Source organism: Dechloromonas sp. TW-R-39-2 (assembly GCF_016864195.1).
Lineage (GTDB): Bacteria > Pseudomonadota > Gammaproteobacteria > Burkholderiales > Rhodocyclaceae > Azonexus.
The window spans coordinates 446,209-467,778 of the sequence record NZ_CP045202.1; the positions used below are offsets into that span (position 1 = coordinate 446,209).

Below are 21,570 nucleotides of genomic sequence, written 5' to 3' on the forward strand. Positions count from 1 at the left end.
CTTGGCTTTCCTTGAATCGGGTCAATCGGCGATTACTCAGGCGTGAGCTTGTTCCTGAATGCCCAGTTCCTGCTTCATCGCGTTGCGCATCATGAACTTCTGGATCTTGCCGGTGATGGTCATCGGGAAGTTTTCGACGAAACGGATGTGGCGTGGCACCTTGTAGTGGGCAATCTGGCCCTGACAGAAATCGCGGATGTCCTGGTCCGTCGCGTTCTGGCCAGGTTTCAGGATAATCCAGGCACACAGTTCCTCGCCATATTTGGGATCCGGTACGCCGATCACCTGAACGTCCTGCACTTTCGGGTGGCGATAGAGAAACTCCTCGATTTCGCGCGGGTAAATGTTCTCGCCGCCGCGAATCACCATGTCTTTGAGGCGGCCGACGATATTGCAGTAGCCGGCTTCGTCGATCACCGCCAGATCACCGGTATGCATCCAGCCGGCGGCGTCGATCGCTTCGCGGGTCCGGACTTCGTCACCCCAGTAACCGAGCATCACCGAATAGCCGCGGGTCAGCAATTCGCCGGCCGTGCCACGTGGCACGATACGGCCGTCGGTATCGACGATCTTGACTTCGACGTGTGGCTGGACGCGGCCGACGGTCGAGACGCGACGCTCAACCGGGTCATCGACCGAGCTTTGGAAGGACACCGGCGAGGTTTCGGTCATGCCGTAGGCGATGGTTACTTCGTTCATGTGCATCTGGTCGAGCACACGCTTCATGACCTCGATCGGGCAGGGGCTGCCAGCCATGATGCCGGTACGCAGACGCGACAGGTCATATTTGGCGAAATCGGGGTGATCAAGCACGGCGATGAACATGGTCGGAACGCCGTGCAGGGCCGTGCATTGCTCCTCGGCGACAGTTTCAAGCGTCGACAGCGGATCGAAACCTTCGCCGGGGAAAATCATTGCCGAGCCGTGCGTCAGGCAGGCCAGGTTACCGAGCACCATGCCGAAGCAGTGGTAGAGCGGTACCGGAATGCACAGGCGGTCTTCCGGTGTCAGGCGCATTGCTTCGCCGATGAAGAAACCGTTGTTCAGGATGTTGTGGTGCGACAGCGTGGCGCCCTTGGGCGCGCCGGTTGTGCCGGAGGTGAACTGGATATTGATCGGGTCGTCGAATTGCAGCGTTTCGGCCAGTTCGGCCAGTGCATTGAGTTCGTGACGGGCAGCCGGCAGACGCAGGGTATCGAAGTTGAGCATGCCCGGCGTGCGTTCCTCACCCATCCGGATGACGTGCTTCAACTCAGGCAGGCGGGCGCACTGGATATCGCCCGGTGTGCCGCTGGCCAGTTCCGGTGCCAGATCCTGCAGCATTTCCAGATAGTTGCTCGACTTGAAGCTGGGGGCGAGGATCAGGGCGCGACAGCCGACCTTGTTGAGTACGTATTCCAGTTCCGAGCGTCGGTAAGCCGGGTTGATATTGACCATCACCAGGCCGGCCTTGGCGGTGGCAAACTGTGTGAGTACCCACTCCGTGTTGTTTTGCGACCAGATGCCGATTCGCTCGCCGGGTTTCAGGCCAAGACGGCGCAGGCCGCAGGCTAGGTTATCGACGGTTTCCTTGAGCGTGGCGTAAGTCATCCGCACGTTCTGGTGGCGAACGACCAGTGCTTCGCGCTCGGCGAAGCGGGCACAGACCTCGTCAAAATATGCGCCGATGGTTTGGCCGATCAGGGGTTGGTTACTGGCCCCGTGGACGTAACTTTGCATGTTCATCTTGTCTCCGTGGCCCCTCTTGCGGGGGCGCATTCGATTTATTGTGCTTGTGGCGGCCGCTTGTCTGGCCGCCACAAGGCGTTGGTCAATCAAACAGTTTCGAACTCGACCAGTGCCGCGCCGTCGCTGACCTGCTCGCCGGCGGCGTAGCAAAAGGCTTTGACGGTGCCGGCGGCCGGCGCGGTGATGGTATGTTCCATCTTCATCGCTTCGAGAATCAGCAGCGGCGTGCCTTTTTCCACCTTTTGACCGACCTGGGCGAGCAGCGCAACAACCTTGCCCGGCATCGGTGCGGTCAGGCCGCCACCTTGGGCGCCGCCAGCTTCGACCAGATGCAGCGGATCGTCTCGCAACAGCGTGCAGGTGCTGCCGTTCAAAAAGATGCTGCGCTTGTCGTCGACCGCGACAACGCTGGCGACCAGCCGGCGGTCGTCGAGTTCGACGGCAAAAGCATCGCCGTCCAGTTTTTTACCGCGCGCCAGCGTCGTTTCGCCATGGATAGTGATCGCCCATTGATCGCGCTGGTAGCGGACTTGTGCTTCGATCAGGCTGTCGCCATCGCGGAAACCGACCATGCGGGCAGCGGACAGGTTCATCCGCCAGCCGTCGCGGGCATGCCACGGTGACCACGGATCGCCGCTGGTCTTGGCTTTCTGCTTCGCTTCGTGTTGCTCCCAGAGCAATTCGCCGACCGTTGCAACGAGCAGCGCATCGCGCGGCACGGCCTGAACGGGCGGGAAGAGAAAGTCCTTCTGACGTTCGATCAGGCCGGTATCGAGGTCGGCGCCGGCAAAAGCCGGGCAGGCGACGAGGCGCGACAGGAAATCGATATTGGTCGTCACGCCGGCCACCTGGTAATCGGCCAGCGCCTTGCGCATGCGGGCCAGTGCGGCATCGCGATGCTCGTCCCAGACGATCAGCTTGGCGATCATCGGGTCGTAGTAGGGGGTGATTTCGTCACCTTCCTCGACACCGGTATCGACGCGAACGTGAATGCTTTCAGCCGGTGGGGCGAGGCGGATCAACTTGCCGGTCGAGGGCAGGAAGCCCTTGTTGGCATCCTCTGCGTAGATCCGGGCTTCCAACGCGTGGCCGCGAATCTGCAATTGCTCCTGAGCGAGCGGCAGCGGCTGGCCGGCGGCGACGCGCAATTGCCATTCGACCAGATCCTGCCCGGTGATCATTTCAGTCACCGGGTGCTCGACCTGCAGGCGGGTGTTCATTTCCATGAAATAGAACGAGCCATCCTGATTGGCGATGAACTCGACCGTGCCGGCACCGACGTAACCGACAGCCTTGGCTGCGGCAACGGCAGCCTCGCCCATCTGGCGGCGGCGCTCCAGCGTCATGCCTGGGGCCGGCGCTTCTTCCAGCACCTTCTGGTGGCGGCGCTGCACCGAACAGTCGCGCTCGAACAGATAGACGCAGTTGCCGAGCGAGTCGGCAAAAACCTGAATTTCGATGTGGCGCGGCTTGGTAATGTATTTTTCGATCAATACATGGTCGTCACCGAAGCTGGAAATCGCCTCGCGCTTGCACGAAGCCAGTGCATCCGGGAAATCCTCGCTCTTTTCAACCAGCCGCATGCCCTTGCCACCGCCGCCTGCGGCAGCCTTGATCAGTACCGGGTAGCCAATGGCATCGGCTTCCTTGTGGAGCAGGGCCGGGGTCTGATCATCGCCGTGATAACCCGGGGTGAGCGGCACGGCGGCTTTGCCCATCAGTTTCTTGGCTTCGGATTTGGAGCCCATGGCACGAATGGCCGAGGCCGGCGGGCCAATGAAGGCGATGCCGTTGGCCGCCAGCGCGTCGGCAAAGTCGGCGTTCTCGGAAAGGAAACCGTAGCCGGGATGGACAGCCTGCGCGCCGGTGCGCTTGCAGGCTTCGACGATCTTGTCGGCGACCAGGTACGATTCGCGGGCGGCGGCCGGGCCAAGCAACACGGCTTCGTCGGCGAGACGCACGTGGCGCGCATTGGCATCGGCTTCGGAATAGACGGCAACGGTACGAATGCCCATGCGGCGGGCAGTCTTGATGACGCGGCAGGCGATTTCCCCGCGGTTTGCGATCAGGATTTTGTTAAACATGCTGGTTCTCCCGCGGGGAAATCGCCTGAGCGTGCTGCGCACGCAGGCAGTTTGACTTCGTCGCTGCGTCCCTGCGGGACTGGTCACCGCGCTTGGCGATGAGCGTTTTATTAAACATGGCTTATTCCCCCATCCATGCCGGCGAGCGTTTGTCGAGGAAGGCGGCGATGCCGTCTCTGGCTTCTGGCGTGGCGCGCAAATGGGCGATGCGGTGGGCGGTATCTTCGACAACGTTGTCGTTGATCGGCTTGTTGTCGACGGCACGGATCAAATCCTTGGCCGCAGCCTGGGCAAGCGGACCCCCCTGGATCAGTGCGGCGACAATTTCGGCAACCTTGGCATCGAGTGCTTCAGGCTCGACGGTTTCATGGACCAGACCAAGTTCGCGGGCACGGCTGGCGTCGATCCGCTCGGCCGACTGGAAGTAGCGATAGGCCTGACGCGCGCCGATGGCCCGGACGACGTAAGGGCTGATGGCCGATGGAATGATGCCGAATTTGACTTCCGAGGTAGCAAAGAAGGCCTTGGTCGAAGCCACGGCGATGTCGCAGGCGGCGGTCAGGCCGGTGCCGCCGCCGAGAGCGGCGCCCTGGACGCGGGCGATGGTCGGTTTCTTCATTTCGGCGAGAACACGCAGCATGCGAGCCAGCGCACGAGCATCATTGAGATTGTCATCGACGCCGTTGTTGGCGGCTCGCTTCATCCAGTTGAGGTCGGCACCGGCCGAGAAGCTCTTGCCGCGTCCGGCGAGGACGACGACGCGCACGTCGGCATCTTCATCCAGCGCGATGCAGGCGGCAGTCAGTTCGGTGATCAGTGTTTCGTCGAAGGCGTTATGCATCTCCGGACGGTTCATCCAGATAGTGGCCACCTGGCCGGCGAGTTCGATTTCGAGTGTCGTAAACATGTCTTTTCCTTACATCCGGAAGATGCCGAACTTGGTTTCTTCGGCCGGGGCATTCATCGAGGCAGAAAGGCCAAGGCCAAGGACGCGGCGCGTATCGGCCGGATCGATGATGCCGTCGTCCCACAGTCGGGCGCTGGCGTAATAGGGGTGGCCCTGGGTTTCATACTGCTCGCGGATTGGCGCCTTGAAGGCTGCCTCTTCCTCGGCGCTCCATGTTTTTCCGGTTGCTTCCATTCCGTCGCGCTTGACGGTGGCCAGTACGCCGGCTGCCTGTTCGCCGCCCATGACCGAGATGCGGGCGTTTGGCCACATCCACAGAAAGCGCGGTGAGTAGGCCCGGCCGCACATGCCGTAGTTGCCGGCCCCAAACGAGCCACCGATAACGACGGTGAATTTCGGCACCTTGGCGGTGGCGACGGCTGTGACCATCTTGGCGCCGTCGCGGGCGATGCCGCCGTTTTCGTACTTGCGACCAACCATGAAGCCGGTGATGTTCTGCAAAAAGACGAGCGGAATGCCGCGCTGGGCGCACAGTTCGATGAAATGGGCACCTTTCAGGGCCGATTCCGAGAACAGGATGCCGTTGTTGGCGACGATGCCGACCGGATAACCCCAGATGCGGGCAAAACCGCAGACCAGCGTGGTGCCGTAGCGGGCCTTGAATTCGTCGAAATCGGAGTCGTCGACGACGCGGGCGATGATTTCACGCACGTCGAACGGCTTCTTGGAATCGGTCGGGATGACGCCGTACAGCTCCTGCGTCGGATAGCGCGGTTCGAGTGGCGCGGTCAACGTGACTGGTGGGGCCTTTTTCCAGTTCAGATCCTTGATGATCCGGCGGGCGATGGCCAGTGCGTGCGCGTCGTTCTCGGCCAGATGATCGACGACGCCGGAAATGCGCGTATGCACGTCGGCCCCGCCGAGGTCTTCGGCCGAGACGACTTCACCGGTCGCCGCCTTGACCAGCGGTGGGCCGCCGAGAAAGATGGTGCCTTGATTCTTGACGATGATCGACTCGTCGCACATCGCCGGCACATAGGCACCGCCGGCAGTACACGAGCCGAGCACGGCGGCGATCTGCGGAATGCCCTGGGCCGACAGGTTGGCCTGATTGAAGAAAATGCGGCCAAAATGTTCCTTGTCCGGGAAAACTTCATCCTGCATCGGCAGGAAGGCGCCGCCGGAATCGACCAGGTAGACGCAGGGCAGGCGGTTTTCCAGCGCGATTTCCTGGGCGCGCAGGTGCTTTTTCACGGTCAACGGGTAATAAGTGCCGCCTTTCACCGTCGCATCGTTGGCCACGATCATGCATTCGACGCCTTCGACGCGACCGATGCCGGCAATCACCGAGGCGGCCGGCACGTCACCGCCGTACATGCCGTAGGCCGCGAACTGGCCGATTTCAAGGAAGGGCGTGCCGGGGTCGAGCAGGCCATTGACCCGCTCGCGGGGGAGCAGCTTGCCACGGGCCAGATGCTTCTGGCGGGCCGCTTCCGGGCCGCCGAGGGCGATCTTTTCGACCTTTTCATGGAGATCGGCAACGACCGTCTCCATGGCTGCCGCGTTGGCCTGGAAATCGGCACTACGCGGATTGAGTTGGGTTTTCAGGGTAGTCATGTCTCCTCGCTTTTTTGCTTATATGTCCTGATGGGATTGTTTTGTCCGGCTTACAACTGTCGTTCGTCCTTCAGCCATTTGCTGACCGGTTCTGGCTGAAAGTTCTGCATGGCTTCAAGCAACTGCTCGATATCCGTTTCGGCCAGCGCCATGGCGCGGTTTTGCTCGCGCAGGAAGCCTTCGCTGACCGCATGGTCAAACAAGGCGAGCAGCGGGTCGTAGAACTTGTTGATATTGAGCAGCCCGATCGGTTTCACGTGAAACCCGAGTTGGCCCCAGGTGAGGATTTCGCAGAGTTCCTCGAAGGTGCCGAAGCCGCCGGGCAGGGCGATGAAACCATCGGCCAGTTCGGCCATCCGTGCCTTGCGGGTATGCATCGAATCGACGACTTCAAGCCGGGTCAGGGCGCGATGTTCGACATTGCGACCATCGACCTCCTTGCCCATCAGCGCCTGCGGAATGACGCCAATAACGCTTCCGCCGGCGGCCAGGCAGCCATCGGCAACGGCACCCATCAGGCCGATATTGCCGCCACCATAGACCAGTTCGATGCCTCGTTCGGCTAACAGGCGGCCGACGCGTTCAGCCTCGGCCCAGTAGAGCGGATTGCGGCCGGAGTTGGCCCCGCAGAAGACGCAGATTCTTTGCATGTTTGCTTTCAGAAGCCGCCGGATTCGAGCCAGTGTTCGATTTGCGGCAGGCGGTCGGCGCCGAAGAAGGCTTCGCCGTCGATGATCAGGTGAGGAGAACCAAAAACGCCGGCCTGTAGCGCGGCGTCGACTTCGTCCTTGAGCCGGGCCTTGATTTCCGGGCTTTGCAGCGCGGCACCCAGTTTGTCGCGGTCGACACCGAATTCGGCAGCAATTTCGAGCACGGTTTCCGGTGCGGAAATGTCGCGGTCAGCAACGAAGAAGGCGCGATAGACCGCCAGCGCAAATTGCTTGGCCAGCGCAATATCTTGTCCAGCCAGCCAGTAGAAGGCGCGAGCGGCGTTTTGTGTCGGCAGCGGGAAGCGGCTCGGCATGTTGTAGGGAATGCCCATGTGGCGCGCGGAGCGTGCGAAATCATGAAACATGTAGCTGGCTTTGCTGCTTGCACCGACAACGGGCGGACGCGAGCCAGTCGCCTGGAAAATGATGCCGAGTAGTACAGGGTGCCAGGTGACGCTGCGCCCGTAACGCGCGGCGAGGGCATCGATTTTTTCAGCCATCAGGTAACCGTAGGGGCTGGAAAAATCAAAATAGAAATCGATCGGGGTGTTGGCTGAGTCGGCCATGAGTTGTCTCCTCGTTAATGCGGTCGCCGGTTTTTATTGTTTTGACCGGTCGACCGCGGTGTTTGTGTGTGCTTACTCGCTGGCGATGCTACGTCCGATAACGAGGCGCTGAATGTCGTTGGCCCCTTCGTAGATCTGGCAGATACGTACGTCGCGGTAGATGCGCTCGACCGGGAAGTCGCTGGTATAGCCAACGCCACCGTGGATCTGGATGGCGTCGGAAGCGATCTTCTCGGCGGCTTCCGAGGCGAACATCTTGGCCATCGAGGCTTCCTTCAGGCAGGGCTTGCCGGCGTCCTTGAGCTGGGCGGCACGCCAGACCATCAGGCGGGCAGCATCGAGCAGGGTGTTCATGTCGGCCAGTTTGAAGTTGACGGCTTGGTGATCGATGATCGCCACGCCGAAAGTGACACGCTCCTTGGCGTAGCGGATGGCGGCTTCAAAGGCGGCGCGGGCCATACCAATGCTCTGGGCGGCGATGCCGATACGGCCGGCTTCGAGGTTGGAAAGGGCGATCTTGTAGCCTTCGCCTTCCTTGCCGAGCAGCGCCGAGGCCGGCACGCGGCAGTTTTCCAGGATGATCTGCACGGTGTCGGAAGCGTGCTGGCCCATTTTGTCTTCGGTGCGGCCAACGATGAAGCCCGGGGTATTGGTCGGGATCAGGAAGCAGGAAATCCCCTTCTTGCCGGCCGCCTTGTCGGTCACCGCGAAAACGATGGCCATGTGGGCGTGCTTGCCGGTGGTGATGAACTGCTTGACGCCGTTCAGCACGAAGTGGTCGCCATCCTTGTCGGCGCGGGTGGTGATCGCAGCGGCATCGGAGCCGGTGTGCGGCTCGGTCAGACAGAAGCAGCCGAGCTTTTCGCCACGGGCGAGCGGCTTGAGCCATTCTTCCTTCTGCGCGTCGGTACCGTACTTCATGGTGATGCCGCAGGCCAGCGAGTTCTGCACCGAGACGATGGTCGAGGTGGCGCCATCGCCAGCGGCGATTTCTTCCAGGGTCAGCACCAGGCTCATGTAATCCATGCCGGCACCGTCCCATTCCTCGGGGACGACCATGCCCATGGCACCGAGTTCGCCCAATTCTTTCAGGGCTTCGGCCGGGAAGGTGTGGTTCTTGTCCCATTCGGCGGCGAAGGGGGCGAGGCGCTCCTGCGCGAAAGCGCGCATCGAGTCACGGATCATTTCTTGTTCTTGGGTCAGGATCATGCTGTTCTCTCCGAAAAAATTGTTGTCAGCCAGACGCCGGCAATGACCAGCAGGCCGCCGCCAAGGACGGCGATGCCGAGTCGTTCGTCAAGCAGCAGGGCAGCCTGCAGCACGGCAAAGACCGGGACCAGGTTGACGAAAGCCGAGGCCTTGGCTGCGCCCAGGCGTTTGACGCCGTCGGCAAACCAGGTGAAGCCGAGTGCGGTACCGCCGATGGCCAAAAAGGCGATGCTGCTCCAGACGCGCCACGACCACTCGCTCAGTTCGATGCCGCCTTGCAGCATTGCCGTCGTACCGAGTAGTGCAGCACCGATCAGGCTGGCGTACAGCGTTGCGCCGAGCGGCGAGATGGTTCTTGTCGCCCGTCGGCCGATGAAGGTGTAAACCGTCCAGCACAGGACGCAGCCGATAATCAGCCACTCACCCAGTCCGACCGCGCCATGCAGCAGCGCGAATGGATCGCCGTTGCCGATCACCGTCAGGCAGCCGGCCAGTGCGATGCCGATGCCAGCCAGTTTGACCGGCGTCATCCGTTCCTGGCCGAGAAACCAGGCAGCCAGCGCGGCGACGACCGGATTGAGTGCGACGACCAGAGCGCCGCGTCCGGCCGGGATGTGCTTCAGGCCGTAAAAAAAACACAAGGCATAGATGAAGATGCCGGTCAGTGCCAGGCCGGTGACGCTCCCCCATTCGCCGCTGCTCTGGAGCCGCGGGATGCGGCCTTCGCTGAGCAGCGCATAGCCGGCAAGGACCAGTCCGGCAAGGAGAAACCGGAAGGCGGCAGCCATCAGCGGTGCAGGAAGCTCCTGCGCCACGATGCGTCCCGCAATCCAGGTGCCGCCCCACATGAACATGGCCCCGACAAGCTTGAGATAGGTGATCGAACCGGCCTGCTGTGGCACTTAGAGCATTTCCACTGCCAGTGCCGTGGCTTCGCCGCCGCCGATGCACAGCGAAGCGATACCGCGCTTGCCGCCGGTCTTCTTCAGGGCGCCAAGCAGGGTCACGATGATGCGTGCGCCGGAAGCGCCGATCGGGTGGCCCAGTGCGCAGGCGCCACCGTGGATGTTGACCTTCTCGGCCGGCAGCTTGAGATCGTGCAGGGCGGCCATCGTGACGACGGCAAAGGCTTCGTTGATTTCCCACAGATCGACGCTGTCAGCCGTCCAGCCGGTCTTGGCCAAGAGCTTTTCCATCGCGCCGACCGGAGCCGACGGGAAGAGGGCCGGGACGCCGGCGTTGGTCGTGTGGCCGACGATTTTGGCGATCGGCTTGAGGCCGAGTTCGGCGGCTTTGGATGCGCGCATCAGGACCATGGCGGCTGCGCCATCGGAAATCGACGACGAGTTGGCGGCGGTTACGGTGCCGTCTTTCTTGAATGCCGGCTTCAAAGTCGGGATTTTTTCGACGTTGACCGCGAAAGGACCTTCATCCTTGTCGACCACGACATCGCCCTTGCGGCCGGCAACGGTGACCGGGGCAATTTCCCAGTTGAAGGAGCCGTTGTCGCTGGCTTCCTTGGCACGGGTGGTCGAGCGGATGGCGTATTCGTCCTGTGCTTCGCGGGTGAAGCCGTAGCTGCTGGCGCATTCTTCGGCAAAAGTGCCCATCAGGCGACCACGGGTTTCCTTGGCGTAGGCATCTTCCAGACCGTCCATGAACATGTGGTCGAGCATCTGGCCGTGGCCGAGGCGGTAGCCACTACGTGCCTTGGGCAGCAGGTACGGGGCATTGGTCATCGACTCCATGCCGCCGACCACGGTAACGCCGCTCGAACCAGCGAGAATGCCGTCGTGGCCAACCATCGTGGCTTTCATGCCGGAGCCGCAAACCTTGCTGACCATCGCGCAACCCGCCGACAGCGGCAGACCGGCGAGCAGTGCCGCCTGGCGCACCGGTGCCTGGCCGACGCCGGCCGGCAGGACGCAGCCCATCAGCACTTCTTCAACCAGATTGGCGTCGATGCCGGCACGCTCGACAGCAGCCTTGATGGCGACGGCAGCGAGTTGCGGACCGGTCAGGCCGGCAAAGGCACCCTGAAAGCCGCCCATCGGGGTACGGGCGGCGGAAACGATAACGATCGGGTCATTCATGCTGAGTTTCTCCTTAGCGGTTTGTTATTGGGTTCAGGCGTCAAGCGCCTTCAAAGCGGCGTCGTAGCGTGCCGGCAAGTCGGACAGGCAATCGACAGTGATGCCGAGGTCGTGGATATGGCCATCCTTGAGGCCATAGATCCAGCCGTGGACGGTGAGTTGCTGGCCGCGTTGCCAGGCATCCTGGACCACCGGGTTGTGGCAGACATTGGCCACCTGTTCGAGTACGTTCAGCTCGCACAGGCGATCATGGCGCTGTGCTTCGGGCAGGCTGTCGACGTTGGCCAGGTGCTTGTTGTGCACGTCATGGACGTGGCGCAGCCAGAGATCGACGATGCCGACCCGGTCACGACGCAGTGCGGCACCGACGCCGCCACAGCCATAGTGGCCGACAACCATGATGTGCTTGACCTTGAGCACATCGACGGCGTACTGGATGACCGACAGGCAGTTCAGGTCGGTATGGACGACGACGTTGGCGACGTTGCGATGAACGAAAACCTCGCCCGGCAGCAGGCCGACGATCTGGTTGGCCGGCACGCGTGAGTCCGAGCAGCCGATCCAGAGGAACTCGGGGGTTTGCAGCTGTGACAGCTTGTCGAAATAGGTCGGATCGACTTCCTGCATCTGGTTGGCCCAGGCACGATTGAAGTCGAACAGGTGCGACAGGTTTTCGCTGCGGATTTCCTCTTCCGACCAGTTGTCGAGATCGAGCGCGAGGAACATCGTGCCTTCGATCGGTGTCTGGTAATAATTCGGTGCTTCGGTAAAACCCAGTTCGCGGTAGAGCTTCACGGCCATGCGCATGTTGGGCAGGGTGTCGATCATCAGTTTGCGATAACCAATTTCCTTGGCTGCCTTGATCGCCGCCATGGCCAGCGCATTGCCGACGCCGTGGCCGCGTTCTTCCGGCTCGACGTAGAGGCGCTTCATTTCGCACACGCCTTCGCTGCCGGCCAGTGAGCGGACACCGACGCAACCCGCCGGTCGACCGTCAATTTCGGCAAAAAACAAGCGTCCTTCCGGTGCCGAATAAGCGCCGGGCAGCGAGGCCATTTCCTGATCGAAATTTTGATACGACAGATCGACGCCGAGCCAGGCTGCGTAATTGCGGAAGTACTGGCGTACCTGCTCCAGTGCTTCGGTATCGTTGGCGGTGAGGGTGCGAAGAGTAACGGTCATAAGTGAGTGCTCCTGTTGCCGAGCCCCCGTCGGGAGCCCGGCGGGAGCATGTTTATGCGGTTTCCGCGAAGAGTTCGCGACCGATCAGCATTCTACGGATTTCGGAGGTACCTGCCCCGATCTCGTAGAGCTTGGCATCGCGCCAGAGACGACCGGTCGAATATTCATTGGTGTAACCAACCCCCCCCAGCGTCTGGATTGCTTCACCGGCCATCCAGGTGGCTTTTTCGGCGGAATAGAGAATGGCGCCAGCGGCATCCTTGCGCAGCGTACGGGCGTGGTCGGTGTTGTCGCAGGCGCGGCCCAGCGCATAGACGTAGGCGCGGTTGGCCATCCAGGTCGAATACATGTCGGCGACCTTGCCTTGCATCAACTGGAATTCGCCAATTGCCTGGCCGAACTGCTTGCGTTCGTGCAGGTAAGGGACGACGACGTCCATGCAGGCAGCCATGATGCCGAGCGGACCGCCGCAGAGCACGGCGCGTTCATAGTCGAGGCCGGACATCAGTACCTTGGTACCGTTGCCGACGCCGCCGAGCACGTTCTCTTCCGGGACTTCGCAGTCGTCGAAAAACAGCGGGAAGGTGTTGGAGCCGCGCATGCCCAGCTTGTCGAGGTGGGTGCCGTGGGTAAAACCCTTCATGCCCTTTTCGACGATGAAGGCGGTCATGCCCTTGGCGCCGGCATTGATGTCGGTCTTGGCGTAGACGACCAGCGTATCGGCATCGCCGCCGTTGGTGATCCACATCTTGGCGCCGTTCAGGACGTAGCGGTCGCCCTTTTTGTCGGCTTTCAGTTTCATCGAAACGACGTCCGAGCCGGCATTCGGTTCGGACATGGCCAGCGCGCCAACATGCTCGCCGGAGATCAGTTTGGGCAGGTATTTCTGGCGCTGCGCTTCAGTACCGTTGCGGCGAATCTGGTTTACGCACAGATTCGAGTGTGCACCGTAGGAGAGGCCGACCGAAGCGGACGCACGCGAAATTTCTTCCAGCGCGACGATATGGGCGAGATAGCCCATGTTGGTGCCACCATATTCCTCGCCGGCGGTCATGCCGAGCAGGCCCATGTCGCCGAATTTTTTCCACAGGTCGGCCGGGAATTCGTTAACGCGATCGATTTCTGCGGCACGCGGGGCGATTTCGGCATCGGCAAAGGCCTTGACCGCATCGCGCAGCATGTTAATGTCTTCACCGAGACCGAAGTCGAGGCTAGGGATGTTCATGGTTTGTCTCCGTTTTTAAGTTTGTTTTTCAGTTTTGCCGTGCATCACCATGATGGTTTGCTGCATCAGCGCACAGAGTGTTTCCCGGCCGTCTTTCACGGCGAAGACTTCAGCCTGGGTCACGATCAGTGTTCTTCCGGGGCGGACAACCTTGCCGCGGGCAATCAGTTTTTCTCCATCGGCCGGGGCGACCAGATTCATCTTGTATTCCACGGTCAACACCGAAGCGGAAGGAGAAACCATGGTCATTGCCGCATAGCCGGCTGCCGAGTCGGCGATCATGCCGACCACGCCGCCATGGACGAAACCGTGTTGCTGCTCGACACCCGACCAGTGGGGCAGGTGGATTTCCGTCAGCCCGTGTTCGACAACCGGCAGGGTTGCCTGAATCAAGGTCATGGCGTTTTGCCGCGCAAAACTGTCGCGGACGCGGTCGGAAAAGTGCGGATCGGAAATATGCGTCATGGCATGATTGTATTTACGTTGACGTTAACGTCAACTGGTTGAACAAAGTTTTTTGCCGGCGGTTCATCCAGCCTTGCTCCTGCGTACCAGTTCTTCGCTGCACTGCTGCTCGAACTGGCCGATTTCGCTCAACATGGCTTCAATGTCTTCGCGCTGCTGCTCAAGCGCCGCACGGCGTTTTTCCATGATGCGCAGACATTCGATCAGCTGTGGCGTTTCGTCCTCGGTATTCGAGTACATGCCGATCAGGTCCTTGATCTCGGCCAGCGACAGGCCGAGCCGCTTGCCGCGCAAGGCCATTTTCAGGCGGGCCCGATCGCGCCGGGTGAATACGCGGGTTCGTCCTTCGCGTTGCGGGGCGAGAATGCCCTGATCTTCCCAGAAGCGGATGGTGCGCGGGGTGATGCCGAATTCGCGGGCCAGATCCGAAATGGCGAAGGTCGTGGAGGAGGCGTTCACAATGTGATCCTTGAATAATTCGGGCAAGTAAATCAGAAGAAAGGTGTTTTTTCAATCCGCTACCGTATGGTAATTTGTCCGGCCACGTCTTCTGGACTCATCATGTCTTTGCATTATCCTCACGCCCAACCGCCCGCCGCCGGCGAATTGACCGAAGTTGCTCCGGGTGTTTTCTGGTTGCGCATGCCGCTCCCTTTTCAGCTTGATCACATCAATCTCTGGCTGCTGCGCGATGGTGATGGGTGGGTCATTGTCGATACCGGTTTTCCCGATGATGCCGTACGCGAAACCTGGTCGCGGATCATCGATTCGCTGGATGGCCCGGTAACGCGGCTGATCGTCACGCATTTCCATCCCGACCATCTGGGTCTGGCGACCTGGCTGATGGAAAAGACGGGCGCTCCCTTATTGATGACCAGCGGCGAGTTCCTGACGGCGCATGTTGTCTGGCATGAAGTGGCGGGCCATGGTGCGCGTTTCATGGTCGACCAGTTCCGCCAGCACGGACTGGATGCCGAGCATCTGGCTAAATTCGAAAAGCGCGGTTCGGGTTATCGCAAGGCAGTGCCGGCTTTGCCGGACTACTACCAGCGGATCAAGGCGGGGGACGTCGTCACGGTCGACGGCAAAAAATGGCAAATAATCATTGGCCATGGACATGCGCCTGAGCATATGGCGCTTTACTGCGCGGAACTTGACGTGGTAATTTCCGGCGACATGCTTTTGCCGAGAATTTCGACGAATGTCAGCGTTTTTGCTGCAACGCCGGATGCCGATGCCTTGGGCTGGTATCTGACGTCGCTGGATGAAATGGCTCGTCTGATTCCGGAGAAGACTCTTGTGTTGCCGTCGCACGGGTTGCCGTTTTATGGCGTTCAACCCCGGGTGGCGGATTTGCACGCGCACCATGAAGAACGGTTGCGTGCCCTGGAGAATAGCTGTGATGAAGCGCCGAAGAGCGCAGCCGAATTGCTCGATGTGCTGTTTCAGCGGGCACTCGATACGCATCAAACAATGTTTGCGATGGGCGAGGCAATCGCTCATCTCAATTACCTTGAACAAGCTGGTCGGATGTCACGAGTGACCGATACCGATGGTGTAATTCGATTCTTGCGGTTGCAGCAATAACCCGCCGCGCACTGACAGAGGGAGTTTGAAGATGTCGCAGCAAACCGAAGACCAGGGCATGAACCTGCCCAACCCGGCAGAAATCGCCAAGACCTACGCTGAAGTCGCCCAGCGCGCCTCGCGCCTGATCACCCAGTTCATGGAAAAGAAAGCCAAGGACGGTGTCAATGCACCGTCCGATGAGTTGGGCGTAGCCAAAGCCTTCATGGACCTGTCCTCGCGTCTGATGGCCAATCCGTACAAGATGGCCCAGACCCAGATGAACATGATGTGGGACTACTTCTCGCTGTGGCAGAACACCACGATGAAGATGATGGGTGTCCCGGTCAACGCCGTTGCCGCACCGAAAAAGGGTGACAACCGCTTCAAGGACCAGGAATGGGAAGAGCATTTCCTGTTCGACTTCGTCAAGCAATCCTATCTGATCACCGCCCGTCACCTGCATGACACCGTGGCCGGCACCGAAGGTCTCGACGAGCAGACGCAACAGAAGGTCAACTTCTTCACCCGCCAGTACATCGATGCACTGTCGCCGTCCAACTTCGCGATGACCAATCCGGAAGTCTTCCGCGAAACCGTCAAATCGCACGGCCAGAACCTGATCAAGGGTCTGAACAACCTGCTGCACGACGTTGAATCCGGTGATGGCCAGCTGCGCATCCGGATGACCGATACCTCGGCCTTCGAAATGGGCAAGAACGTTGCCACGACGCCGGGCAAGGTGGTTTTCCAGAACGAACTGTTCCAGCTCATCCAGTACAACCCGACCACCCCGGAACAGAACAAGAAGCCTTTCCTGATCGTTCCGCCGTGGATCAACAAGTACTACATCCTCGACCTGCGCGAGAAGAACTCCATGGTCAAGTGGGCGACCGACCAGGGGCACACCACCTTCATCATGTCGTGGACCAACCCGGACGAGAAGCTGGCTGCCAAGTCCTTCGAAAATTACCTGCTCGAAGGTTCGCTCGAAGCGATTAACCAGGTCTGTGCCCACACCGGCGAAGACAGCGTCAATCTGGCCGGCTACTGCCTGGGCGGCACGCTGACCATGACCACGCTGGCCTACATGGCCGCCAAGAAGGACAAGCGCGCCAATTCCGCCACCTTCTTCACGACCATGCTCGATTTCTCCGAGCCGGGCGAACTGGGTATCTTCCTCGATGAAGGCGCCGTTTCCGGCCTCGAAAAGAAGATGGCCGAACGCGGTTTCCTGGAAGGTTCGGAAATGGCCGGCACCTTCAACATGCTGCGCGCCAACGACCTGATCTGGTCCTTCGTGGTCAACAACTACCTGATGGGCAAGGATCCGTTCCCGTTCGACCTGCTGTACTGGAACTCCGATTCGACCCGTATGCCGGCCGCGATGCACAGCTTCTACCTGCGCAACATGTACCTGGCCAACCTGCTGCGCGAACCGGGTGGCATTACGCTCGGCGGCGTCAAGATCGACATCAGCAAGGTCAAGACCCCGTGCTACTTCATCTCGACGATCGAAGACCACATCGCACCGTGGAAGAGCACCTACATGGGCGCTCGCCTGCCGTCCGGCAATACCAAGTTCGTGCTCGGCGGCTCCGGCCACATCGCCGGTATCGTCAATCCGCCGGCAGCCAACAAGTATGGCTTCTGGACCAATGATGCGACCGACGGCAACCTGCCGGAAAGCCCGGATGATTTCCTGGCCGGTGCCACGCAGAACGCCGGTTCGTGGTGGACGCACTGGAATGCATGGGTCAACGCCTTGCCAGGTGGTTCGGCCAAGGTGCCGGCCCGCAAGCCGGAAGCCGGCGCGCTCAAGGTGATCGAAGATGCACCGGGCAGCTACGTCAAGTTCCGTCTGGATACGCAGAAAAAGGCTTGATGCCCTGATGGGCTGACAGCAAAACGGGAGGCCTCGGCCTCCCGTTTTTTATTGTCCGCTTGTCGCTGAAATAGGGCTGCGTATCGCAGTCGACCGCAGGATTTCAGTCTAGCGGCCGAATCTCGGCAGTTGTGGCAGGCTCGGCCATTCGATGGCATCGAGCATGTTTTTGACGATCAGGCCCAGTTCCGTATCGCCGGTGATTTCCAGTTCACGGCTGAAAAACAGGGTGTCCGGGTCTTCTTGCCGGGCAATCAGCTGCAGGTAAGCGGAGAGATTGGCGGCAAATGCCAGGTCGGGCTCACGTTCCGGGCGGAAAACTGGCCGGAAAAGACCTTCGCGGAAAGTGTACGAGGCTTCGCCGCCAGTATCGAGCACTCGGACCCGGAAAATCTTGTCTTCCAGCGCGGTCAACCCGTCTTCCGGCAGCAATTTCATTTTCAGTGCAGCATTCAGGCCGGCGACCAGAACCAGGGCGTGCGGCCATTGCGGGAGTTTCTGGCCGAGGCTGGCGACAAAAGCGGGCAAGCGGAACTTCGGAATGGTGAAATCGGTGTTCATGCGCTGGCTCCCAGTTGGGCAAGGGCTTGTGTGTGGCGTTGGACGATGCCGGCATCACCGAACCAGTATCCATCGACCAGACCGCAATTATCCCAGTGCACGGTAGTGATGCTGACAGCCTGACCTTGTCGTGCCTGATCAAACGCCGCGATGATTTCATCCATGTGCTGCTTTTGTGGGCTGATCCGGGCGATATCGATACCCATCTGCAACATGTCGGGAATTTCGTGCAGCAGGTTGTAGCTCTGTGCCGACATGGTCTGAATCCCGTTGATGTTCAGGAACGCTTGTCCTTCACGGGTCTTCAGGGTCAATCCCTCGCTGTGGTCGAGGCATTTGAACTGGCAGTCATCCTTGTTCAGGTCGTAATGGCGCGCCGTGAAACAGCGTGCCGAGAACGCCAGCGGAATCCGGCCATAGACGAAAACCTCGGTTTCGATGCCGGCCGGTTTGCTGGCATGCAGCGTGTCGACCAGCGTCCGTGTTGCCTCCAGGGGCGGCACCCAGCGTTTCAGGCCGTAGCGGGCGTAGGTCGCCAGGGTCGCTTCGTTGTAAATATTCAGGTGCGGTCCGGCGACAAAATTGCTGCCGTGCACGAGGTTGACCGCGCCAAGGTCATTGGCTTCGAGCATGCAACCCGCGTCGTCGATCAGCCGGCGCAACGCTTTCAGGTCGCTTTCCGATTCGAGCAATGCCTGGGCCGAAACCACAACCTGCTTGCCGGCATCGGTCAGGTCGCGGGCCAGTCCGACCCAGTCGGCCGTCCGCAGTTGTTGGCGGCGGGAACAGACGACTTCGCCGACGTAGATGATGTCGATGGCCGGGTTCTGTGCCATTTGGGCGTAGAACTCCATGACTTCGGCCTTGGGCCAGAAGTAGAGCAGGGGACCAAGCGATAATTTCATGCGAACTCCTTCAGCGCCACGGACGGTTGTAGGCGCCGAGCGTGGCCTGGCTGCCTTCTGATACTTTGGCCAACTCGGCCTGCCAGGCCGGTTTCACGTGAAACCGTTCGCTGCCGTCGCGCAGCGAATCGAGCGCCGCACGCAGGGTGCGTGTAACCTGGGTGACATAAGCCGGGCTGCGCTGGCGTCCTTCGACCTTGATCGCCTTGACGCCGATCTTGATGATTTCCGGCAGGATGGAAACGACGTTCAGGCTGGTCGGTTCTTCCAGTGCGTAATAGGTTTCGCCCTGAACCTCGAAGCGACCTTTGCAGAGTGTCGGGTAGCCGGCCGGTTCGTCGTCGCCGAAACGATCGATGAGAATGCCGTTGAGGCGGGTTTCCATCGTGCCGGGCTGTTTGTCCCACTTGACGTACTTGGCGGGCGAGCAGGCGCCGACCGTATTGGGCGATTCGCCGCAGGCATAGGAAGAAAGCCAGCAGCGGCCTTCGTTCATCACGCAAAGGCTGCCAAAGCCGAAAACCTCGATTTCAACGGTGGTGTGCTTGATCACGTGTTCAACCTGGGCCAGCGTCAAAACGCGCGGCAACACGGCACGGCGAATACCGAACTCGCGCTGGCAGAAATTGATCGCCTCGTAACTGGTCGCCGAGCCTTGCACAGAAAGGTGCAAACGCTGCTGTGGATGGCGTTGGCGGGCGTAATCGAGCAAACCGACGTCGGCCAGGATAATTGCATCGACACCCTGGTCGACCGCAGCATCGACGGCTTTGTACCAGTCGGCAACACGGCCAGCCTGGGCAAAGGTATTGATCGCCAGCAGCACTTCGCAACCTTTGGCATGAGCGTAACGAATACCTTCGCTCATGGTTTTCTGGTCGAAGTTCAAGCCGGCAAAGTTGCGTGCGTTGGTATCGTTCTTGAAGCCGAGGTAGACGGCATTGGCGCCATTATCAACGGCAGCCTTGAGTGCCGGCAGGCTGCCGGCCGGGCAAATAAGGTCGGGCAGGGAGCTCATGGGGGCATCCTGAAGGTCAAGCATGGAAGTATAGCCAGCCATCCGGTCAGGCCATTGATCCTGGTCAAATGCCTGGTTCGTGCTAGGATCGTAGATCGTTATTCAACATCGCGCGCAATGTCGGAAATGACCGATCCGCCTGCCAGACCCATGCTCAAAGCACCGCTTGAGGGGTTCGCCAAACCTGCATTTCGTGTTGGTTTGACGGTTGCGCTGTTTCTTGCCCTCTTTCCACCGGCCATTTATTTTTTGATCGAATATGGCCGGGTAACCGAGCAGGTTGCCACCGAGGCACGGGCCCAGGCGAATCTGGCTTCCCGAGTCGTGGCGCGGAATCCGGCTGGCTGGACGGTGGCGGCCGATAGTCTGTTCGAAGCCTTGGTGGATGTTCGCCATCCGGCACATCAAAGTCAGGTCGAGTCGGTGGACGGTGCATTGATTCTGACGACAGGCAGCCCGCAACCCTGGCCCAGCGTTGCGGCCACGGCGGATTTCCTTTCCCGTGGCACGGCGGTGGGCGTAGTCACGGTCAACGCCTCGATTCGGCGCGAAATTGGTGAAGCCCTGTTGATTTCACTCGGCAGCGGTTTGCTTGGTCTGCTGATTTTCTTCCCCTTTTACCGTTTGCATCTGGCCAGTCTGCGCAAGGCCGGTTCGGCATTGGCTCTCAGCGAAGAACGTTTCCGCGTGCTGGCCATGATTTCTTCTGACTGGGTGTGGGAGCAGGATGCCGATTTTCGTTTTACGGACATGTCTTCCGGGCTGATGCGTGCCGGATTGATCAATACGTCGACCCTGGGTAAAACCCGCTGGGAGCTGCCCATTTTGTTCGCTGAAAACGACTGGGTGGCACATAAGGCCGATCTCAATGCTCACCGCCCATTTTCAGATCTCGAATATCCAATCAAAACTGAAGAAGGGACTATTCACTGGTTCAGCATTTCAGGCGCACCCACCTTCGATGCCGCTGGAAACTTCACCGGTTATCGTGGAACCGGGCGTGACATTACGCGGGCCAAGGCGGCTGAAGCCGAATTGCGAGAACATCGTGACCATCTTCAGGAATTGGTCGATGCCCGGACGGCTGATCTTGTTCATGCCAAGGAAACGGCGGAACGGGCCAGTCGGGCGAAATCCGAATTTCTCTCGAACATGTCGCATGAGCTCCGGACGCCACTGCACGGCATTCTTTCCGGTGCCCGATTAGGGGGCGACAAAGTAGGCAAGGCCGACGAGGTGCGTTTGCGTGAATATTTCCGAATCATCCACGACAGCGGTTCTCGTCTGCTGATCTTGCTTAACGACTTGCTCGATCTCTCCAAACTGGAAGCTGGGCGGATGGTGATGCATCGTCAGGCAATGGACCTGGAGGCTCTTGTCCATCGCATTGCCCTTGAATTGCATGCCGTCTTTGAAATGCGCAATCTGCAATTGCTGATTCAGGCAGATGCTGACATGCAGATCAATGGCGATCCTGAACGAATCGGGCAGGTTGTGCGCAACCTTTTGTCCAATGCCAGCAAGTATTCACCGCAAGGTGGCACGATCACGATTTCGCTTGATAAGGCCAGTCTTGGCGTAGATGCTGTGTCTGCCGTACGGCTGCGTGTCGAGGATGAAGGACCGGGAATTCCCGAAGGTGAACTGGAAAGTATTTTCGAAAAATTTGTCCAAAGCTCACAAACAACGACCGGTGCTGGCGGAACGGGATTGGGGCTGGCCATCTGCCACGAAATCGTCCTGCAACATTGCGGTATGATCTATGCAGAAAATCGCGCAGCTGGCGGTGCCTGCTTGACGGCCCTGCTTCCCGCACAAAACCTCGATTCCTACGAAATCAATCACTGAT

19 protein-coding genes are annotated in these 21,570 nt (G+C 60.1%); 3 read left to right on the forward strand and 16 right to left on the reverse strand.

Annotated features, from left to right (window positions below; translation table 11 throughout):
• Positions 1–36 precede the first annotated feature (36 nt).
• The 13 genes from GBK02_RS02185 to GBK02_RS02245 all read right to left on the reverse strand — a co-directional run bounded on the left by GBK02_RS02185 (position 37) and on the right by GBK02_RS02245 (position 14,245).
• Positions 37–1,725 (reverse strand): AMP-binding protein, encoded by a 1,689-nt coding sequence (locus GBK02_RS02185; RefSeq protein ID WP_203468148.1) that lies wholly within the window; start codon positions 1,723–1,725, stop codon positions 37–39.
• A gap of 89 nt (positions 1,726–1,814) precedes the next feature.
• On the reverse strand, positions 1,815–3,812 hold the full coding sequence (locus GBK02_RS02190; protein ID WP_203468149.1) for an acetyl/propionyl/methylcrotonyl-CoA carboxylase subunit alpha: 1,998 nt from the start codon (positions 3,810–3,812) through the stop codon (positions 1,815–1,817).
• A 121-nt stretch (positions 3,813–3,933) separates the two neighbouring features.
• On the reverse strand, positions 3,934–4,719 hold the full coding sequence (locus GBK02_RS02195) for an enoyl-CoA hydratase/isomerase family protein (protein ID WP_203468150.1): 786 nt from the start codon (positions 4,717–4,719) through the stop codon (positions 3,934–3,936).
• A 9-nt stretch (positions 4,720–4,728) separates the two neighbouring features.
• Positions 4,729–6,336, reverse strand: a complete 1,608-nt coding sequence (locus GBK02_RS02200) for a carboxyl transferase domain-containing protein (RefSeq protein WP_203468151.1) — start codon at positions 6,334–6,336, stop codon at positions 4,729–4,731.
• A gap of 50 nt (positions 6,337–6,386) precedes the next feature.
• Positions 6,387–6,986 carry a TIGR00730 family Rossman fold protein gene (locus tag GBK02_RS02205; protein WP_203468152.1) on the reverse strand — a complete coding sequence of 200 codons (600 nt, stop codon included), beginning with the start codon at positions 6,984–6,986 and terminating at the stop codon, positions 6,387–6,389.
• An 8-nt stretch (positions 6,987–6,994) separates the two neighbouring features.
• On the reverse strand, positions 6,995–7,612 hold the full coding sequence (locus tag GBK02_RS02210) for a 2-hydroxychromene-2-carboxylate isomerase (protein WP_203468153.1): 618 nt from the start codon (positions 7,610–7,612) through the stop codon (positions 6,995–6,997).
• 72 nt (positions 7,613–7,684) lie between these two features.
• Positions 7,685–8,821 carry an acyl-CoA dehydrogenase gene (locus tag GBK02_RS02215; RefSeq protein WP_203468154.1) on the reverse strand — a complete coding sequence of 379 codons (1,137 nt, stop codon included), beginning with the start codon at positions 8,819–8,821 and terminating at the stop codon, positions 7,685–7,687.
• Complete coding sequence (locus tag GBK02_RS02220; RefSeq protein ID WP_203468155.1) at positions 8,818–9,723, reverse strand: DMT family transporter; 906 nt, start codon at positions 9,721–9,723, stop codon at positions 8,818–8,820. Before GBK02_RS02220 ends, GBK02_RS02215 begins: the two co-directional genes overlap by 4 nt.
• Positions 9,724–10,914 (reverse strand): acetyl-CoA C-acyltransferase, encoded by a 1,191-nt coding sequence (locus tag GBK02_RS02225; RefSeq protein WP_203468156.1) that lies wholly within the window; start codon positions 10,912–10,914, stop codon positions 9,724–9,726.
• Positions 10,915–10,947: 33 nt separating this feature from the next.
• On the reverse strand, positions 10,948–12,096 hold the full coding sequence (gene can, locus GBK02_RS02230; RefSeq protein WP_203468157.1) for a carbonate dehydratase: 1,149 nt from the start codon (positions 12,094–12,096) through the stop codon (positions 10,948–10,950).
• A 52-nt stretch (positions 12,097–12,148) separates the two neighbouring features.
• Complete coding sequence (locus tag GBK02_RS02235; protein WP_203468158.1) at positions 12,149–13,321, reverse strand: isovaleryl-CoA dehydrogenase; 1,173 nt, start codon at positions 13,319–13,321, stop codon at positions 12,149–12,151.
• A 15-nt stretch (positions 13,322–13,336) separates the two neighbouring features.
• Positions 13,337–13,786 carry a PaaI family thioesterase gene (locus GBK02_RS02240; RefSeq protein WP_203468159.1) on the reverse strand — a complete coding sequence of 150 codons (450 nt, stop codon included), beginning with the start codon at positions 13,784–13,786 and terminating at the stop codon, positions 13,337–13,339.
• A gap of 63 nt (positions 13,787–13,849) precedes the next feature.
• Complete coding sequence (locus GBK02_RS02245) at positions 13,850–14,245, reverse strand: MerR family DNA-binding transcriptional regulator (protein WP_203468160.1); 396 nt, start codon at positions 14,243–14,245, stop codon at positions 13,850–13,852.
• Positions 14,246–14,347: 102 nt separating this feature from the next.
• Here GBK02_RS02245 and GBK02_RS02250 point away from each other — a divergent pair, with 102 nt between their 5' ends.
• Together GBK02_RS02250 and GBK02_RS02255 are read left to right on the forward strand one after the other, a co-directional pair.
• Positions 14,348–15,373, forward strand: a complete 1,026-nt coding sequence (locus tag GBK02_RS02250; protein WP_203468161.1) for an MBL fold metallo-hydrolase — start codon at positions 14,348–14,350, stop codon at positions 15,371–15,373.
• Between the two features lie 31 nt (positions 15,374–15,404).
• Positions 15,405–17,237, forward strand: a complete 1,833-nt coding sequence (locus GBK02_RS02255) for an alpha/beta hydrolase (RefSeq protein WP_203468162.1) — start codon at positions 15,405–15,407, stop codon at positions 17,235–17,237.
• A gap of 108 nt (positions 17,238–17,345) precedes the next feature.
• Here the strand turns inward: GBK02_RS02255 and GBK02_RS02260 are convergent, their stop codons facing one another.
• The 3 genes from GBK02_RS02260 to GBK02_RS02270 are packed head-to-tail and all read right to left on the reverse strand — an operon-like array spanning position 17,346 to position 19,571.
• Complete coding sequence (locus GBK02_RS02260) at positions 17,346–17,798, reverse strand: SCP2 domain-containing protein (RefSeq protein WP_203468163.1); 453 nt, start codon at positions 17,796–17,798, stop codon at positions 17,346–17,348.
• On the reverse strand, positions 17,795–18,703 hold the full coding sequence (locus GBK02_RS02265) for a U32 family peptidase (protein WP_203468164.1): 909 nt from the start codon (positions 18,701–18,703) through the stop codon (positions 17,795–17,797). Before GBK02_RS02265 ends, GBK02_RS02260 begins: the two co-directional genes overlap by 4 nt.
• 10 nt (positions 18,704–18,713) lie before the next feature.
• On the reverse strand, positions 18,714–19,571 hold the full coding sequence (locus GBK02_RS02270) for a peptidase U32 family protein (RefSeq protein WP_239003129.1): 858 nt from the start codon (positions 19,569–19,571) through the stop codon (positions 18,714–18,716).
• On the opposite strand from GBK02_RS02270, the gene GBK02_RS02275 reads away from it, so the two are divergent.
• Entirely contained in the window at positions 19,545–21,569 is a 2,025-nt protein-coding gene (locus GBK02_RS02275; protein WP_239003130.1) for an ATP-binding protein, read from the forward strand. The two genes, GBK02_RS02270 and GBK02_RS02275, sit on opposite strands and share 27 nt — an antisense overlap.
• Position 21,570: the final 1 nt, after the last annotated feature.

What these genes read in the sequence shown, in the direction of transcription:
- GBK02_RS02265 (WP_203468164.1), bottom strand. Translation starts at nt 18,703, where the DNA reads ATGAAATTATCGCTTGGTCCCCTGCTCTACTTCTGGCCCAAGGCCGAA.
- GBK02_RS02270 (WP_239003129.1), bottom strand. Translation starts at nt 19,571, where the DNA reads ATGAGCGAAGGTATTCGTTACGCTCATGCCAAAGGTTGCGAAGTGCTG.
- GBK02_RS02250 (WP_203468161.1), top strand. Translation starts at nt 14,348, where the DNA reads ATGTCTTTGCATTATCCTCACGCCCAACCGCCCGCCGCCGGCGAATTG.
- GBK02_RS02260 (WP_203468163.1), bottom strand. Translation starts at nt 17,798, where the DNA reads ATGAACACCGATTTCACCATTCCGAAGTTCCGCTTGCCCGCTTTTGTC.
- GBK02_RS02275 (WP_239003130.1), top strand. Translation starts at nt 19,545, where the DNA reads ATGAGCGTAACGAATACCTTCGCTCATGGTTTTCTGGTCGAAGTTCAA.
- GBK02_RS02205 (WP_203468152.1), bottom strand. Translation starts at nt 6,986, where the DNA reads ATGCAAAGAATCTGCGTCTTCTGCGGGGCCAACTCCGGCCGCAATCCG.
- GBK02_RS02240 (WP_203468159.1), bottom strand. Translation starts at nt 13,786, where the DNA reads ATGACGCATATTTCCGATCCGCACTTTTCCGACCGCGTCCGCGACAGT.
- GBK02_RS02225 (WP_203468156.1), bottom strand. Translation starts at nt 10,914, where the DNA reads ATGAATGACCCGATCGTTATCGTTTCCGCCGCCCGTACCCCGATGGGC.
- GBK02_RS02235 (WP_203468158.1), bottom strand. Translation starts at nt 13,321, where the DNA reads ATGAACATCCCTAGCCTCGACTTCGGTCTCGGTGAAGACATTAACATG.
- GBK02_RS02200 (WP_203468151.1), bottom strand. Translation starts at nt 6,336, where the DNA reads ATGACTACCCTGAAAACCCAACTCAATCCGCGTAGTGCCGATTTCCAG.
- can (WP_203468157.1), bottom strand. Translation starts at nt 12,096, where the DNA reads ATGACCGTTACTCTTCGCACCCTCACCGCCAACGATACCGAAGCACTG.
- GBK02_RS02255 (WP_203468162.1), top strand. Translation starts at nt 15,405, where the DNA reads ATGTCGCAGCAAACCGAAGACCAGGGCATGAACCTGCCCAACCCGGCA.
- GBK02_RS02215 (WP_203468154.1), bottom strand. Translation starts at nt 8,821, where the DNA reads ATGATCCTGACCCAAGAACAAGAAATGATCCGTGACTCGATGCGCGCT.
- GBK02_RS02195 (WP_203468150.1), bottom strand. Translation starts at nt 4,719, where the DNA reads ATGTTTACGACACTCGAAATCGAACTCGCCGGCCAGGTGGCCACTATC.
- GBK02_RS02190 (WP_203468149.1), bottom strand. Translation starts at nt 3,812, where the DNA reads ATGTTTAACAAAATCCTGATCGCAAACCGCGGGGAAATCGCCTGCCGC.
- GBK02_RS02185 (WP_203468148.1), bottom strand. Translation starts at nt 1,725, where the DNA reads ATGAACATGCAAAGTTACGTCCACGGGGCCAGTAACCAACCCCTGATC.
- GBK02_RS02210 (WP_203468153.1), bottom strand. Translation starts at nt 7,612, where the DNA reads ATGGCCGACTCAGCCAACACCCCGATCGATTTCTATTTTGATTTTTCC.